Genomic DNA, 17,742 nt, shown 5'->3' on the forward strand with positions numbered 1-17,742 from the left:
GGAACCACCTCCGCTTGTTATCTGAAAAATGTATCACAGAAACCGTATAAAAATAAAACCCCGAATACAACCAAAAATAACTTGACGGAATTTATCGCATCGTTTACTCGAGCTACTTTCACATTTCGAATAAATGATACCTTCTGTAGCTCTATGGCAAGCTCACATAAGATATCCTCTGCCTTAGTATCCTTAAGTTTTTCCATATAGTCAGCTGTAGTCATCTTTAACTTAGGAAGTGCACGATCATGAAATAAATGTTTACCTGTTATGCTGTTATCCAACTGATGAAGGTAAAATAGCCCTTTAGGTTCGTAACCCGTACAGTCAATTTGGGCTAGTGGATTTATCTTCGGTGTTATTACTTTTAATGCAATCCAAATACTTCTAACAAAGAAAAACAACAGGAAGAAGATGCAACTGTACACAAAAAAGCGATCAAGAAAACCATCAACTGCTTTCAACCAGGGATACCAACTTTCATTTGTCCGCAATATGCTTGTTAGGACAATTCCCCAAAAAGTAATAACTGCCCCCGCTTTTCCGTCCGTGAAGCGAACGGTGTGTTGTGTATCTTCTATCGCTTTTGTCAGTAAATCAAAGCGAAACTTATGTAAATCCTTTTCTTCCATTTTAACCTCCTGCTTTCTTTTATAAAACAATGTAAGCTTCTTTCATTATGGTATTTTGATCGTTAATGGTATAAGCGTTTGCCAAAAACTCGCCTTCCTCCAACTTAACTATGAAGTAAACAGGAAGATACGGTTTCGAAAATAAACGAAGTAACTGCGTCATGGTTTTTTTATCGACAAATGAGGGCTCTAAACCAAAAGGGGCTGGATGTGAATGCCATGTCCTATGACAAATAAATCCTCTCGTAATCTCTCTTGTGTATATTGCTGCAAATAATTCACTTCAAAAACAACACCCGTTTTTGTGCGAATTGCTTTTTCACCTGCGTCGGACACATCAAGAATTTTTATCCACGAAGGATTCATTCTCCCAAAAAGTAAGCCACCATTTTCTACATCCGGATAGGCTGCTGTTAATTGTTTCATTTTTTCATAGGAATTAGATTTTAAATACACTTTTCGTTCCATCTATATTTATCTATCCCCCTTACAAGTACAGGCTGGATGACATTGTACGTAGCCGACCTTTGCTCTTGGAATGATTTCATCTGTTCCCCAATAATAGTTGACAAAGTCAAATGGAAATCGCCCATGTCTGCTGTAATAAGAAAGGATTGATACGATTTGGGTAGCTAAAAAATCCATTTTCTCCATTTGTGAGATCGTATGTGGATTCCCGCAGATATCAAATTCTATTGATGTAGCTGCCTTTATCTCTTCCAAAGCAATTTTTTGAAAGGTGGCTAGCTCTTTATCACTTTCTGTTAATGCATAATAACAGTTAAGGCAACCTGTCACTGATGTGGTGATCACAATTTCTTGTAGGATATTATTGGGGGAAGACCATGCCCAAATAATTGGTTTTGAATGACCGAGAAGTTTACGAAATGCAAGCTTGTCAAATGCCTGCCGATCCCCAACGGTTATAACCAGGATGTCCGATATTCCAATAACTTTTTCGTCCTCATTCATGTAAAAAAAATTGTTACTCAAGGTTTTAGTATTTAATTCAAATGCCAAGCCCCTAGACTTTAAATGACCGAGATAAAATGGAGACAATTCATGACGACCGATGTTCTCCATGGAAAGTACGTCATGGTCACTCATCACAACTCTCCTGGTCTCTTTTTGCGAAAGAAGCCTTGCAACCTGACTTCCGAGGGAACCTACGCCAAGTAGCCCAACTGTCATATCTATCGCCATTGGTCTTTTGGGCATACTCTCCAGTTTCATTAAATGGATCTGAAAATCCTCTTTCCCTTCAATGTACTCTTTGCTGGCAAGAAAAGCCACAGCCTCATCGCGACCTTTATCTCCTCTATACATAACGATAACCGGCATATTTTGTGACTTTTCCAAAATTTTATTTAGGTCCGTGTTTTGTTGAATAGTTTTAAGAAGCTGATAGAGCGTCTTAAATAAGTAATTTCCAGGTAATCGCACAAGAAGTAACTTTGATGAGATGAATGCGTCTCCCAATTTAGCTTTCATCAAATGGGTAAACGGATGTTCTTTAGGAGACTCTGGAAAAAAGTAATATATTCGTTTTTGAAAACTAATCTCATTAATTGGATAGGAATTCCCTTCCTTTTTACCAGATGCTTCTCCTCCAGAAGTAAAAACATATGGTGTATGAAAAGCTGTCATCGAAAAAAAAGTCTTCGCCTCTTCCTTCCTTAGCTCCTGTAAAAAATAATCAGGAAGGTACATAATCGCATTGCTAAACTGAGGGATGATTCTCCAGGTTGGTAGATCTTCATCCACATTCCAATTGTTAGTTACATTGGACTGAAGCCAGCTTAATATTCGCTCATAAATAAACTTTCCACCACGATCTGACCTAGCGCTCCAGTTATGCATGGAGCAGATATAAAATTTGGTACTTTTAGGGTCGGATGAAAAAATAAATTCATCCAAGTGTCTCCACGTTTTTGGAACACTTTTATACAGTTCACTATCGTCATTAATGGAGATGAGCCTTACCTCTGGTTGTTTAATCGGAAAACCGGTAAGCGAAATTTCGACCTGTATATATACACCATGAACATCCCCGTCTTGTGGAACCCGACCAGACAGTGTATTTTCGTTGATAAAAGAGAAGCCGAGTTGTAATAACTCAGCTTCTGCCATTTGTCGTTGTTTATCCATGTTGAACCTTCTCTTCTCCCCGCATAATACTAATACTTGCCATTTTTGCCGCTTCTGAAGCGTCATACACATTACATATACTTGCGACATCTTCAACGTTAATGACTTTATCTTTGTAGTCTTTACAATCAATATAATGGGCGTTGTAACATTTTTTAACGTTGTACATCGTCTTCTCGTATGTTGCGATTTTATTAACCTTTACATCCTCCTTAAAATCCATTAACTCTTTGTATTTATCACCAAACAAGAGGACTCTTCCATATTTAGGGGAGCCGTCTAATTCTCCTTTTGCTTTATTATAATAGCCTAACAGCTTAGCGGAAAAGTCGATCTCAAATGAAGTAGCCTTTACTTCTCCGATTGGCTTTTTCTGATTGTTTACATTGACAATCACGCCTTGCGGGTTCATTAACGTCTTTGGAGAATACTCAATTCCAACCTTGATGTCTAATAGATTATCTGCTTGTATATGAGCTTCTTTCCCCTTATCTTTTAGTGTTTGCTTGAGTTGTTCATTTAAATGATCCGCACTTTCAAGGATTCGCAAAGCAAGTAAAAACGCACGTGCACCTACCGTCCATTCGTCCTTATCATAGTCTTGTTCCCCGCCCAATAGTACCATGATTCCGTCACCGGTAATGGAGTGTATATGCCCCTGATAAAACCTTGCAAGCTTAATCCAAGTAGAAATCGCTTGTTGTTTTAGGCTTGCAATCTCTTCCAGTGTTTCAACTCCAGGATCATCAATAAACAGCGCCCGTTTGGTGAAGTTGCGAAGGTCTATAAACAGCGAACAGAGTTTTACATCCTCTTGCCGTTGTGTCTCAAAGTCAGGATAATCATTCACCTGATCCAAAAGATGATCATAGTCAGCATGTCCACCCAATTTAAAGTCTTCAGTTAATTCTTGATCCAAAATCTCTTGGATCTCTCGCTTTTCTTGCTCAGATACGTAACCCTTAACAATCATTAGGCTTTCGTTGAGAATTACGCGTAACGGATTGTAGTTGTATCGGTATCTTGCATCATTACGAAGAATTTCTCTGTAAGTAGATTTTTTCATTTTTGCCACACTCCCATAATTTTTATGAAAAGGGAGCAGGAATATTCATGGTCATATAGAATATATACAATGAAGATGAATGACCATTGGCGGAAAATTTTCCTGCTCATTTTATGTAGGCTTATCCTTTCTACCGCCACCAATAACCCAGTGAGCCCCAATCATTGGGTTATTTTGTTATACACAATTGTAAGGGATATGTTTAAAACCGGTCAATCATTTCTATCAAACATACGTTTTCTAACCACAATATCTTGTGGTTTATTTAGTGTTTTAAAGCTTTTTGCACAAAATATAGATTCTTCCTACATCATTGAGTTGGTTTAATTTTTCTTTCGACTTTGTCAAGCTTACTTAAATTTTGTCACATTACCTGCTCCTTTATCAAACCTTGTGACGTTTTTCATTTTGTCGAGTATATTAAATCAAGAAAATATTTAATGGATATTGATTTACACCTATACGAAAATATGCAATTTGTTTACCCCAAGTAAAAAGCCCTCGTCATTCTTACGACGAGGGCTACTGTCGATCAATTCTTCAATTCTGAATGAGTGAGAACTTCAATCTGCAAATGGTTTCCGCTCTTCGAGATGTTTACCACCTCCGGAGCTGTTCGGTTTGGGGTTGTAATCTCCCGTTGTGCACGATACGAGTATTTGCCGTTACGTACCTCGAACGAAACGACATAGACAGTGTTGTCATCCAGATTTTCAAAGCGTGCTTTTTTTGTGATCTCTTGAGAAAACCCTTCGATGGTTGCTGTCACGGCGAAGTTTGTTTGTGGTACCTCAACGTCGATCCAGGCTTTTCCGGAATTGAGCTGACCATCGGCGACCAGATTGATCGATTGGATAAACTGTGCTGCTTCTTTACGGAATGCCTCTTCTTCTGTTGTCCCTTTCTCCGGAGTTTTAATCGGATACTGCTTTTCCCTCATTCTGGTGCCGTCGCTCACCACGACCGTTAGAAGGTATTCCTTGTTCCACTCAAGGTCTCCATATCGAACGGGCGTGGCACTTAAGAGTTGGGTAACCCCGTTGAACGTCCCACGAACATCCATTCCTCGGGTGTTTGTCACGGAGACATCGACCCATGCGCCTTTATCGTCAGCGTCCACCTGGTATACAACCTCGGAGAAGATGTCCTTCGCAGCTTTGTCAAATTCCTGATCGGGGTCAGAAGTGACTGGCATCGTTCCTGTCCGGAATGTTTTGGAAACCCATTCGGAATACTCGTGATTGGAAGACTCAACCCGGACTTCATAGGTGTACTCCGTATTCTCCTTAAGTCCGGTTTCTTCGATCAAAGTTCCATTTACGACAGGGTTTCCTCCTTCACGTTTAGCCTCGATCAAAACATCATCCGGATTCCTATTGAGATTAACTTTTAACGTAATGCTCGTTGCGGTCACGTTTTGGACTTTCAAGATCGGCGGCGCCGGCTTGGTCCAAATGGTGATCGTATTTTTGTTGCTCATGACACTATTTTCGGCCCAAAACTCGTACGTGTACGGTCTTCCTGGTAAAACTGTATCATCTGTAAATGTTAAATCTGTAAACACTTTGGGCTCATCCCAGTCGGAGCGTTTCACCTTGTACACATGTGCCCCTTGCACAGGGTTTACAATTAGAGTGACTTTCCGATCGGTACTTTCTTGAGAAGCCAAGGTGGGCATGGCTGGTGCCTGAATGAGTGTAAGGGTCTCCGAGTATAAAGTCTCAATCCCTTTACCATTTCGTGCTTTGATACGGACGTACACGGTTTCCGCATCTTGCAGATCAAGCGTAAACGTATCTCTGTCATTGTGCGGCGTCCAATCCTGCACGACATCAAAAACAGAGAAGTCGGGGTCTCCCGACTTCTCAATTTTCATTTCCGTTCCCAATGGGTTATTCGTTTCAATTTGAACGGTGTGCGTATTTCCAGATACACCTGTTACAGACAAAGTGGGTACAGTTGCCAAGGTCCATTCCTCGTGCTCTGATACAGCTGACGGATTGGCCGCTACCATTACCTGAACAGGTTGGCCGGTTAAGATGACAAGCGCCAGCCCGACTGTTTTCCATGACTGCTGCATCTTCGTTCCCCCTTACTCTGCGTATCGCGCTTCTCCGAGCACCTTGTAATTTCGATTAGGCTGCAAACCGGTAAAAGTGTACGTCAGCTCGAAGGCGGCCCATCCCGTACCTTGTTGAGCCCAGTCGGTAACCGCGACTTCTTGACCGTTTTCATCCTGCAGGACAATTCGGAACTCAACATTCGTCGAATCCGAATTCGGTGTAAGAGTTACTGTGATCGAGTCTTCTGTCGGAACAGTCTCTACTGAAGGTGCAGCCGGTACAGTGCCCGTCACCAGCTCGATCTCGGCCGTTTCCTTCACATTCGGGTTTTGTGTGTTATTTCGGGCTTTTGCGTATACCTTATACCTTCCGGGCGACAAAGAGCTAAAGTTGTAGGTAAGGTCTGTAGTCCAGTCACTTTCATCAATGGCCGTACCATCTATTGTGGTGATACGATATTTGTATTGAGTCGTAGACGGATTCCCGTTTGCATCAATCGCAATTGCCAAAGACGTTTCTGTGCTGTCAGTCACTCGCAAATTAGCTGGATCTTTGGCATCCGTCCAGATCTTCACTTTATCTGATGGCACTGAATCGCCTGTCGTATTGGAATGAACAATGTAAAACTCATATGCGGTATCCGGTGTTAAGTCGGCCAATGTTTTGTTTGTGTCTCCGTCATCGATCGTGAGTTGCTGATCTTTGCCGTCAAACAGTTTGGTCGTCGTACCAGGCTCGTTCCCCCAGTTGACCGTGATGGTTTGGCCATCGACACTTCCAGTTGGTGCTGGCGGTTTTGCAGGTTTTGTCAAGAATTGACCGGTCAGGTACTCCCCGTTTGTTCCCGGAGGTGAATCCTGGTTGTACGAGGAAACCCGAAAGTAGTGCATCTTGTTTCCCGCCAATCCTGTAACCGTTTCTTCCATATCGTCAATGCCCTTGTCCTGCACAACCGTCCAGTCGGTTTGATCCTCAGACATTTCGAGAGTATACCCTGTATTTGAAGGGTTTCCATTCGCATCCCAAAGCAAAGGCAGCGACGTATCTGTCGCTGCCTCCGTGTCCAATGTCAAGTTAGATGGAGTCTTTGCCAAAGTTACCACGTTAACAGTCGTCGTAGAAACCGCACTTGCAGCGAACGAAAGTTGAGCAAAAGAAAAGCAACCTAACAGCGTTAGAATTGCCATCTGACGTACTTTTTTCACAATAACCACACTCCTCATTTGAATCTGACATCGACTTTAACATCATATATAGTGTTAGGATCAAGCCCATTGAAGGTATATTCTGCTTCGTCAATCCAGCTTGAACTTTGGATAATCTGACCACCTTTTAGAATGCTAAACTGACGTTCTACAAGTTCAGGGTACGTTTGGGTGTCTGTTACTCTTACGCTGTCTTCAGACAGCTCTAAAACATTCACAATCGGATTGGGCGGGCCTATCGACGTAACGAAATGTGAGGCAACACTCTCGTTACCCGCTATATCGATAGCTCTTGCGTAGATGTTTGCATTTTTTGTCAGCGTGAGCGGTGTGGTATAGGTCGTCCAGTTTCCATTGTCAATCTTGTACTCTTTTATATTTGCATCGGACGGAAAGTTAATCGTGATTGTTTTGGAGATTGCTTGTCCGATTGGATCTTCCGAAAAAGTTGGTGCTGCTGGAGGGGTTTTGTCCACCACAAAATTTCTTGATCCAATACTGCTAATTCCGCCTTTATCGTCTTCAACCCACACCTTCACAACGTGGCTTCCCTCGGAAATTGAACCATCAACTAAAATATCGTAATTATTGATGTTCTGGCTACTTCCGGTCGCTGTAAGAGTCTGGAGAGTCTGTACAGCTTTGCTGTCAATTTGATATTTCACCGTGAGGCTATCACCTACGTCAGTATCTTGGACAGTACCGGAAATTGACAGCTTATTGTGGCCAGACACTTCCGATAATGTTTGATTATTCGCAGGTGATGTAATATTAATAACTGGAACTGAATTATCAGTATAATTTAAAGTAACAGTGTATTGATAATAATAAGTGTAGGTACGTGTATCAGGTTTCGTTACTGTTCCCGAGTAAGAGTAGTTAGCATAATATTGAGTTTGTTGGGAACCGTCTGCTTTCGTGCAAGTACCAGCATAATTATGGATACCCTCAGTCTTGGAAAGAGTACCCGAATAACCTCCACTATCAGGTCCATAACTAATTGAGCTTGGGGCCGTTGTATATGAGCATGAACCTGAGGAAGCACTATTGTGGTTAGTATAAAAGTATCGGGTCCCTGGACTGTAGTTTGAGATTGACTTGCTATCGGCAGGTGATCCTCCTGTTTGAACACTTCTCGAAATTGAACCGTTTTTTAATGTAAAAGTAATTGTATCACCACTTATAGTATATGTTACTGTACCTGTATTCACAGAAACGCTATTTACAGACTTTAAGTTTGGTATCGTCCACGTTGCTGTCTGTGACTGTGAGGTGCTTTCTGGAAATGTCCTTGATTGTGTAGCTGCAGAAACCTTCTGTAAATAGCTATTATTTGTAAAAAGTGCGAATACAAATAAAAGCGCCAGTAAAGTTTTTGATGCCTTATTCAATGTCTTCCTCCCCTTCTAAATATTTGATTTTCATTGTCCCACTCCCCTTTATCTAGATTTCCTGCTCGTTTTGTTCATAGATAATTCCTTTCATTTTCAGAAAACGGACTATTATGGTAGCGGCTTCGGCCCGCGTGGTGTTACCGGAGGGGCGAAAGGTTCCATCTGGAAAGCCCTTCAATAGCCCTGCAGCAGCCACTTTCTTCACGTCTGTTGGATACTTTATGGCATTCTCGTCTTTGAACATAACTTGCTGCAAAGAGGTTTCTGGAACATCTATGGCTGTCCAGTTGGCAATCTCTTCGCGTGGGATCGCCTCATTAGGGAAGAAAAATCCTTCCGAATATATGACCGGATTAATGTTTTTGCGGACTACAAGAGAAGAAACCGGACCGAAAAACCAGTCACTTGGCTTTACGTCCATAAAGACCGCTGTGTCCACTGGCTGAGGAACTGATGATGTCATTTTTAACACACGCTCCAAGAGCGCAGCATATTCCGCTCTCGTGATGGTTCTTTCAGGTTTAATAGTTCCATCTGGATAGCCTTTCAGTAAACCAAGTTGATTCATAAGCAGGATGTCGTTTCTGGCCCAATGGTTTACTGAATCCATCGGTACGCTAACCGTAGAATCATCCTTTTCTCCAGTACTGTCTTCGTCCGTCTTTTCTCTTTTTTTGAGAGGAACCGTTATGATTTTGGGATCGATTTTGGTTTTAGGAACCGTAACCACCACAGTAATTTGATCCTCGTTGTACGTAAACTCCAAATCTACAAAATTCCCCTCCTTGTCCACGATTTTATAAGCGCTCGTCCCTTCCGGAATTGATATCGTAGCCTTTTTTTCCGCGGACGCAAAAGAGTGGGCGCTTCCCACTAGGGAAAGCGCCACTACAATTGCTAACCACTTTTTCTTTTTCATCATTTTTTCCCTCCAAACAGTCTTGCAAAAAATCCGCGTTTTTCTTTCACCACGAATCCGGATACGAGCGATTCCATCACTCCGATAAGAGCAACAGAAAAGGGATGGGATTTATCTTCTTGTACCAGCACCTTACCCTCATTGTGAATGGCCCGCATGCCGGACGCCTCCGGCAAAAAACCGATGATGGACAACCCGTTAAAGTATGCTTTGCACTTTTCCCTCGTAAGGGTATTCCGGTCTTTTTTCATCGGCTCAAAATTGACCAACACATTGACTTTTTCCAGGGATTGTTGCCGTCTGCTCCAAAAATCCAGATATTCCTGTGAATCCTTGATAGTTGCCAAATCGTAGTCAACGACCAACAGGGTTCTGTTCGCCATCGACATCGCCACACTGAGAAGGTCTTGCCGCTCTGGCCCGATATCAATCACCACGTAGTCGAAAGTCCGGCTGAGATGGGTCAAAATGTAGCCGACAAATTCGGGAGAGCAAGATTGTCCCACATTCACACCTGGCAGCACATACAGGCCGTTAGGATGCTTGACCACCAGTTTGGTGAGAATTACTTGATCTGTTACAAGCGCGTTGTTTTCGAAGTACGGCTCCCACGTTTTCAGATTTACTTCCGTCTTGATCCGCATTCGAGTTGCTACATTGCCGTGTGGGTGCATCAAGTCAACAAGAATGACCCGACCGTTTGCATAATCATGCAACAGCCGGGCCACGTTCATGGCAACAGTCGTTTTTCCGATTCCCCCCTTTGTAGAGGTAACCACGAACATCTGTCGCCCCCCGATGGGTCGGATGTGAAGTTCATCCAGACGTGTAAAGTTGACGGATACAGTCTCGGGTTGCTTGTCTATCGGAGGATGGAACTCTTGTTTTTCTTCCTTCCTTTGCTGCTCTTCATGGTCAATCGGTTCCGAAAACATTGACTGTTCTTTGCTCCGGGGAACCGAAGAAGATGGTCTTGTCCTGGGTACCAAGCGAATGACGTGTTCAACAGGCTTCGTATCCGTTTCTGTTTTATTTGTTTCATGTATAGCGGTGGAAATGTGATCCATACGATCCAGAAAGTCATGGGCACCATTCCGCAATGCTTCCTTCATTTCTTCGACATATTGTTCGCTCTTGAGATTCCCAAGGACATACACCGTTGCATGATCCCTCAGAAGGGGCAGCAGAACCTTATCTTCTGGCCAGAGGAGATACACGATGGCATTTGGAGTTTCTTGCACATGGGACAGGAGTTGATCGGGTGAAACAACCGTTGCGTCTTGATTCTTTAGGGGAACTGAAGAAAAAATGCGTGTTGTTTGAGTCGCGAGCATAATTACCTTCCTTTCGTTTGTTGTCTCATGGATTTTCAACACGAACAATTAACGTGCGCCACTCCCCTTTCGCCGGTGCTCGTATCTTTTGTTCGTCGCCATACATCTTCCGTAGTACACCTCTCCACTCTCTTTTTGTCATCGGAGCTGATTTGTCATGTATGATTGGCGCTACCTCGTAAGCAAGACCTAGCCGTTTGGCTGCATTCATCGCTGCAACCGTTAACGTTTGATGGGTCGTTCCGACGAATACCACCCTTTTTTTCGGATACGTTTTGGCGAAGTCGTACAACCGTTGCAAATCACGGGTGTACTGCCTCAATACCCGAACAGGTGTACTTTTTTGCTTTTCAACTGGTTCCATCAAATGAAGTTCAAACCAGATTTCGTCGTCGGACTCGTTATAGGGGATCAAAAACGTTCTCTCCAGGCCAATCCGCTTCGCTTCACGATAGTATCCTTTCTTGAGCGCGTCGCGTTTGCCAATCCCGTAAAAAACAAAAACGATGGCGCCAACATACAGAGGTGCTGCCAGGTACAAAAGAAACTTCCCTACATAAAAGTGAGAAAGAAAACAGATGACAGCGGTTGCCATCATCCCATAGAACAAACGATAGTCCCGTTTCTGCCATACACGCATGTCGTGCATCCTCATCCGATACCACTTCTCATGTACTGATGGAGTGGGTCCATTTGAATGATCTTTACCAATCGATCGCATAGCGCCTCATCTGAAAACGCTCGGGGGATGCCGTTTACAATGTCCCAATAGGCCTTACGATCATAGGGAAGCGTCAACACATGGAGAAGTGGAATCATGTCTTGAGGGTAACAAGCTTTTTCATAGGCCATATTCCAAATCAAGCCGGCAGGTTGGATTCCATCCAGCGACTTACTAATGATCACTTGCCGGGCATAATCAGAGTCTACGACTACGTACACAACTGCCCCTGGTGGGATATCATCCTTTTTGGCGGCTTCCACAATTAGTACACCAACCTTTGCGGAAGGTTTAGCATCCCTCCCTGCGACTGTAAGGGGGATGTCGGATAGCGTAAACGGGAACATTGGTGCGTTAAACCAAAGTTTCGTCTTGCATGTTGTTGTACAATCCTTGTACAAAACAGGAACTCGCAATCTTTTGGCTGCGGCAATGGCCATATTCACACCGACATATGTTTTTCCAGTCGCTTCAGGTGAATACAGCACGATAACCTTTTCCGGAGTCGTTTCGGGTTCTTTCTTGTGAACCCCTACGACCGATTGCTGAACCATTGTTGTAGTTTCAGGAGCTGGTGCGTTTTCCTTCCCGCGTGTTTCCCATTTCTTTCGCAGCTTTTCACTTACGTCCGTCATGGACTTGGCAATCCGATAGACTCGTTGACTAATTTGCCGAGAACCCTCCTGCTTTTCTTCTTCCGTCGTTACTAGCTTAATCTCTTTTGCCCGGTAGGTATCCTCAGAAGTAAGCTCCTCTTCCTGACGAAGGAGGTGTTTCACCTGTTTCCGAGTTCCAGGGTGGTGAAGAGCGGCAATTACCTGATCCACCTTGATGGTATCCCCTATGATCAAATCATAGATTCCCAATCCAATCAGTCTTTCCAAAAAAGGATGACCTGGCGGGCGTTCATTGAGGATCATGACAACACGAATCCCTTCTTCGACAATTGACTCCATGATTTTAAGAATGTTTGCCTCCGCCCCCACATGTCCCGCTTTTTGATCAAAACGGGATATTGGAATGGTTTCCGAAAACAATACAACGTCTGGTTTCAATGCAGGAACCATGGTGGCAAGCTGTTCCGCATACAATGCCCTGCCGACTTCCAAAATGCCATCCTTCTTGCTCACATAATCATCCAGCGCTTCGTCCCCTGTTGCAAAAACAATTCTCAAGGCCATCACCTCACTGGAGGAATTCAATGAATTTGCGTAATAATGGGACGCCATGGATTGTTAAGAACAATCCTAGTGCGACAAAGGCTATAAAGGACCAAATCCATGCCAGTATTTTTTTTAGCCCTAAAAAAAACAGCAGCACCGATCCCAATATGAGAAACGGTCCCACCATTAAGAGAAACTTCACGGATAGTTTCAAAGACAGTTCTGTTAACCATGATCGAATCACTTCTGTTTTTTTCTCCAACCAATCAAGGAACGCATCATTTTCTAAAGAGGACGACTCCTTAATGATAAACGTCCCTTTTTGACTTTCCTCCAATCCAGATAAAATGCGATTGGCCACGTCATTTTGGGGCTGCTGCCCTTGTTCGGCATAAGCGACCGAACTAACCAACAACCAAACAATAATGAGACACCATCCCCACTTTTTCATACGTCCCTCCTAGTGTTTCATGATCCAAACCCGACGTTTTTGTCTTCCAAATTGCAAGGCATCTTCTAGCTCGGGCATATAGATATCAATTCGATTTCCCTTGATGTCACTGCCCACATCTTCGACCACGTAGTAGGGCTCCAATCCTTCGATCTTCACAATGCTACCTGCTGGAATTACCGTCCAATCGGCAGCGATCGTATGATCGGGACGCACCGGTTTCCCAGAAGCTGTGATCCCATACCCGGGGTCTCCAGGCTCCTTTCCGGTTGACTCTTTGCCGGCCGTGTACGCAGTGATCTCAAATTCGCCCACATACTCCATCTTTTCTGTATCCGGATTGGAAATCTCGCCCCCTTCGAAACTGGGTTGTTCCCCGTAAACATCCAAAAGACCGTCTGCTTTTATGAAGTCGATCCACTTGAGTGGGTCTCGACGTTTTCCTCCAATGGTGACATCCATGTGTAGGTGAGCACCAGTACTTCTCCCTGTACTGCCAACATACCCAATCACTTCCCCCTGCTGTACCCTCTGTCCAGGAGATACCACGTACTTGCTTAAGTGAAGATAACGAACAACGATGTCCTGCGTACGATTATTTTCGTGAACTTGTGTATCCAATTTTAACGCTACATAATTTCCGGCCGAGTCCGAGTGTTTCGCAATCTGCACGATCCCTGAGTTAATCGCCAGGACTGGAATATATTCGGGAACGCCCCAGTCGACCCCATCGTGGAATTCTCGTTTACCATAGAGTTCTCGGTAACAAAAACAACTTGTAATGGGCCACGTACTGCCATCCCAAAATGTCTTTCCCCTCACTTCAAAGTTTGGAGGCTCAATTTGAAAGTCCGGGTTGAGAATATAGATGGGGATCGATTGATAATAAACCGTGTACGCACTACTCAGGGAAGCTTGAGCCTTAACCAACCTCTCCTCATCTGTCTCTTCTCCACCCATGAAAAGATAAACGACTTCCTCTTTTTTGGTTCGATTGGTGATGTCGTCTAACCAGGAAGTGAGGAGATCATAGGACAAAAATAAAAATTTGGCCACCTTATCGACGAAACGATCCGTTAGGATGTCATCATTGATGTTATCCGAGAATTCCTCCACAATGGCGTAACCGTACCTCGGAATATATACTTTCATGCCGAGTTGAAGACCGTACGGGTTATCTTTTGCAACCGCTATCGTTCCGAATCGTGATTCGCTTCCTCTTCGGGGAAGTGTACCAAGCGGTGTCCTGCCTTTATTGATACGCCACGAATTGTCGTAGACTTGAACTTTTGCATGCATGGATTCAATAAACTCTTTTGGCGTTCGTTCCGGCAGGAGAGCATACAAGTCGATTTCTCCCCGCTCATTTCTGGGGGCAGAACCAATTGGTGATCGGGCAATCACTTGTTGCATTTCCGGCGGCAGCAGGTACTTCACACGGGGATCTTTTAAGTCCCGATCAAACCCATAGGCTTGAAAAATAACGATGTCAACATTCTGGTTATCTTCCAAACCATAGTGTCGAAGAGACTGTTTCAGTTTTTCATACGAAAAGTCCGTGTCTACGTGGGCCAACACCTCACGACATTTTTGGGTGCCGTCCGGCTGCTTCTCATAAACGGTTTGGTAATGATACTGATAGGTCCCGATATAGGTATGAGCAAAATCAAGCAGAATTCGGCCGTCACAAGCCTTTCGAAAACGAAATTCCGGCTTAACCAGCTCGTAGGTTTGGTTCAAATACTTTTCCATTTGCGAAAGATCATCGAAGTTGTAGGCTAGTTTGTCGATCGCAGCCAGAATGCCCTATGACAACTGATGATCGTACTGGTAGACCTGGGCAATTTCTTCTTCTGTCAAACCTTCTTTCCATGTGTCTGCTTTCTTTTCGTACGCCGCTTTTATTTCCAAACCGATTTTAGGAACAAAGTCATCTCTTCCGGTGAAGTTCAGCATTCCCCCTGTAAGATTGAACATCGAATCTAGGGTTAACATCACGAGAAGCACAATGACAATCAGTGGAATCATGCTCAAAATGAGAGAGAGTGCCATTCGTTTGACATAACGAAAAAGAAGGCGGGCCATGAGCAGGCCCACCTTTTTCAATCGTTCCATCATTGGTTACGGAATCTCCTTTGGAGTTCCGATCCATCTTCACCTTTTTTGAAACTGCTGATAATCAAGTGTGCCTCCCCCTTGTTCTTTACTGTGTTTGCTGGAACCCCCAATTTTTCTAGTGTGTAGGCTTGTTTTTCAGTAACCGGATCAGCGAACCATGCGGGTTCAACGGGTTTAAACGTTTGTTGAAAGGTCGGCCGAAATGCCGTACCTGATGAACTTTGGGGTGAACGACTCCCTTGTGATACGGCCCGGAAAGCGGCTTGTTGTGGTGCCGGGGTAAATACCGGTTCAATACGGTACTTCCTCACCGGAACGGATGGTCCGGAAGGCGGCAAAGGAATCACCTTTCCGGTAACTTTTTCAAGATGCATTTTCTGCCCCTCTACGTTCATCCTTCTAGCCATAGCTTGTTGATAGTTTTCCGCTGCTCCTTGATAGGTTCGTTCCAGATCCTCGTATCGTGCACCTGCATGAGATTCTGCTCGCTGTACTCTCTGTGCAGCCTGGTTCACTTGATAGCCAGCTTCCAAATATTGTGCAAGGGAAGAACCCGGGCGATAACCGGCTTTTGTAAGTGTTTGAACATCTTGACTACGATACACAGGATTCACAGCCTGTTTCGCTTGCTGTAACTGCTTGAAGGCTTGTTCTACCTGCTGGCGAGCCATGTTCTTTTCCGGAGTGTTTGGTTTGATGGCTTGGTAATCGGCCAACGCCCTCTCATACGTTCGCTTGGCATCCTGAATTGTCTGGTTTGCATAAATCAACTGCGGCCGCGAACGGTGATACGCCTCTTCATGTTGTTGTAACAGATTTCTCGCTTTTACGCGTTCTTCCGGCTCCATTTGTTGATACACGGCGTCGAGGTTACGTTTGGCCTGCAGGTGATCTTGCTTCGCTGCAAAAACCGGGCTAATCTGGCTGTCAGCTTGGCGGAGAGCAAACGCCGCCTCCTCTTCTTGCTGACGGACCTCTGCCCACTTCTGTGGTAATTCCATCATCTGCTGGTAGGCTGCCGCCTTTTGGCGATGATAATCACGGTCCAAAAACGGAAGCCGAGATGCTACGCTGTGGAGACCCTTTCGTACTTCAGGTGACGACGCTGCCGCGGTGAGTTGGTTGGCCGCATATCCGGAAAGTCTGGAACCCACTTTCGTTCCTGCGATCATACCGGGCGCACCTGCCATTGCCATTCCAGCCAATCCTCCAAATGCCCCTGCACTAAACTGGAATCCACGCCGCAAGAAATGTCCAATGGATTGCGTAAAGCTTTCTCCAGGTTGAGCCAATCCGCTTTGTTGATAAGCGTCACGTATCCCTTGAAAGCTTTGCATGGCTAATTTTCCTGTGTTCATTACACCCGCAATTCCAAGACCTGAAAGAGTCAGATAGGCCATCTTCCGTAACCAACCAGCTCCCTCATGGGCAAATCCGCCCCCCTGAAAAACTTCCCGTACAAAAGCTCCTGATGGAATGATCGCAAGCAATAAGACAGCCGAGTAAGCAATCTTCTCCACATCAGGTGCATCCTGCATGAGATTGAAGGCAAAACAGTACAGCAAGGCATGAACCGGCTGCGTGAACAGGTTGGTCAGCATTTCCCGATTCCACAAACCAAACAGATGACGTTTGGACGGAAAGTTTTGCAGCATCGCAATGATCGGGAACAGCACCAATAACCCCATGATGACAATCTTCTGCATGAAGTAAATAAAAAAGATCATCCCGTGCTGAGCCAGGGCGATCAATTTCAACATGGCTTCTGTTAACTTGTCATCAATGGTGTAATTCAATAATCCCTGCACGACAATTTCCGGATCAACCAGATTGGCAAACAGGGCAACAAATAGCATGGCGATATCGGAATAGATCCCCACGAGAAAGGGAATAAACAGGATCGCCAATGCTGAAAGGACCATGGTGGAGATAATACTTCGGGCAGTAATGCGATCCTGAACACCGCTCGGGAACATCAGGTAGTTTGCCTGATATCCAACGATAATGACAGCACCCGCCCAAAAGATCCCCATCATGTAGTAGTAGATGTATTTAATGGTCTGCCACGTATTTTCGTCAAACCGATAGTAGGCAAAACGATCCTTGTCTTTAAATTGAACCTCTTCCGTACCGTCTTCGCTCTTCACAATTTCAAAGTTAAAGATTTGCCGCTCCGGCGGCGGAATCAATAGTTCTAACCATGCCGCTACCCTCTGAACGACAAATCCAACACTGCTGCCCAGGAAGTTGGCGTCATTAAAGGCAATATCATACGCTGAAACACCAATACCGGTGATGATCGCTCCCCATTTTGCCTTGTCATACACTTTCTTCGCTTTTTCCCCCGCTTTCGCTGCCTTATCCGTAATTTTTCCAAACCACCCGTCTTTGAACAGTTTCCCTATCCAACTTCCGACAACCCCACCCTTACCTGCATCCGCCTTATACACACCGAATGTTGTCAGACCAACTCCGGTAAGCATGACGATGGCCACGGTGAGGATTACGACACGTCTCCACAATGCTTG

15 protein-coding genes are annotated in these 17,742 nt (G+C 44.4%); all 15 read right to left on the reverse strand.

Going from position 1 to position 17,742, the window contains the following annotated elements; all coding sequences use genetic code 11:
* Positions 1-17: 17 nt before the first annotated feature.
* Complete coding sequence (locus RGB73_RS20555; protein ID WP_310764584.1) at positions 18-632, reverse strand: Pycsar system effector family protein; 615 nt, start codon at positions 630-632, stop codon at positions 18-20.
* Between the two features lie 189 nt (positions 633-821).
* Positions 822-1,100: a hypothetical protein gene (locus tag RGB73_RS20560; RefSeq protein WP_310764585.1), complete on the reverse strand. Its 279-nt coding sequence runs from the start codon at positions 1,098-1,100 to the stop codon at positions 822-824.
* 6 nt (positions 1,101-1,106) lie between these two features.
* Positions 1,107-2,780, reverse strand: coding sequence for a ubiquitin-activating E1 family protein (locus tag RGB73_RS20565; protein WP_310764586.1), 1,674 nt, complete (start codon positions 2,778-2,780; stop codon positions 1,107-1,109).
* The gene (locus RGB73_RS20570; protein ID WP_310764587.1) at positions 2,773-3,846 is read right to left on the reverse strand and encodes a hypothetical protein; all 1,074 of its coding nucleotides are present in this window, start codon (positions 3,844-3,846) and stop codon (positions 2,773-2,775) included. The genes RGB73_RS20565 and RGB73_RS20570 overlap by 8 nt, the downstream gene beginning before the upstream one ends.
* 532 nt (positions 3,847-4,378) lie before the next feature.
* Entirely contained in the window at positions 4,379-5,926 is a 1,548-nt protein-coding gene (locus RGB73_RS20575) for a fibronectin type III domain-containing protein (RefSeq protein ID WP_310764588.1), read from the reverse strand.
* A gap of 12 nt (positions 5,927-5,938) precedes the next feature.
* Positions 5,939-7,114, reverse strand: coding sequence for a triple tyrosine motif-containing protein (locus RGB73_RS20580; RefSeq protein ID WP_238504159.1), 1,176 nt, complete (start codon positions 7,112-7,114; stop codon positions 5,939-5,941).
* Between the two features lie 14 nt (positions 7,115-7,128).
* Positions 7,129-8,505 carry a hypothetical protein gene (locus RGB73_RS20585; protein WP_310764589.1) on the reverse strand — a complete coding sequence of 459 codons (1,377 nt, stop codon included), beginning with the start codon at positions 8,503-8,505 and terminating at the stop codon, positions 7,129-7,131.
* 52 nt (positions 8,506-8,557) lie between these two features.
* The gene (locus tag RGB73_RS20590) at positions 8,558-9,430 is read right to left on the reverse strand and encodes an S-layer homology domain-containing protein (RefSeq protein ID WP_310764590.1); all 873 of its coding nucleotides are present in this window, start codon (positions 9,428-9,430) and stop codon (positions 8,558-8,560) included.
* Positions 9,427-10,761 (reverse strand): CpaE/TadZ family protein, encoded by a 1,335-nt coding sequence (locus RGB73_RS20595; RefSeq protein ID WP_310764591.1) that lies wholly within the window; start codon positions 10,759-10,761, stop codon positions 9,427-9,429. The genes RGB73_RS20590 and RGB73_RS20595 overlap by 4 nt, the downstream gene beginning before the upstream one ends.
* Before the next feature lie 25 nt (positions 10,762-10,786).
* A complete protein-coding gene (locus RGB73_RS20600; RefSeq protein ID WP_238501357.1) occupies positions 10,787-11,401 on the reverse strand; it encodes a hypothetical protein in 615 nt (204 codons plus the stop codon).
* A gap of 11 nt (positions 11,402-11,412) precedes the next feature.
* Positions 11,413-12,657, reverse strand: coding sequence for a hypothetical protein (locus tag RGB73_RS20605; protein ID WP_310764592.1), 1,245 nt, complete (start codon positions 12,655-12,657; stop codon positions 11,413-11,415).
* A gap of 10 nt (positions 12,658-12,667) precedes the next feature.
* The gene (locus RGB73_RS20610) at positions 12,668-13,096 is read right to left on the reverse strand and encodes a hypothetical protein (protein WP_238501354.1); all 429 of its coding nucleotides are present in this window, start codon (positions 13,094-13,096) and stop codon (positions 12,668-12,670) included.
* A 9-nt stretch (positions 13,097-13,105) separates the two neighbouring features.
* Complete coding sequence (locus RGB73_RS20615) at positions 13,106-14,848, reverse strand: peptidoglycan DD-metalloendopeptidase family protein (RefSeq protein ID WP_310764593.1); 1,743 nt, start codon at positions 14,846-14,848, stop codon at positions 13,106-13,108.
* Positions 14,849-14,902: 54 nt separating this feature from the next.
* Positions 14,903-15,214, reverse strand: a complete 312-nt coding sequence (locus RGB73_RS20620; RefSeq protein WP_310764594.1) for a hypothetical protein — start codon at positions 15,212-15,214, stop codon at positions 14,903-14,905.
* Entirely contained in the window at positions 15,211-17,736 is a 2,526-nt protein-coding gene (locus RGB73_RS20625) for a GumC domain-containing protein (protein WP_238501352.1), read from the reverse strand. The genes RGB73_RS20620 and RGB73_RS20625 overlap by 4 nt, the downstream gene beginning before the upstream one ends.
* Between the last annotated feature and the right edge of the window lie 6 nt (positions 17,737-17,742).

The organism is Brevibacillus brevis, from assembly GCF_031583145.1.
GTDB lineage: Bacteria > Bacillota > Bacilli > Brevibacillales > Brevibacillaceae > Brevibacillus > Brevibacillus brevis_E.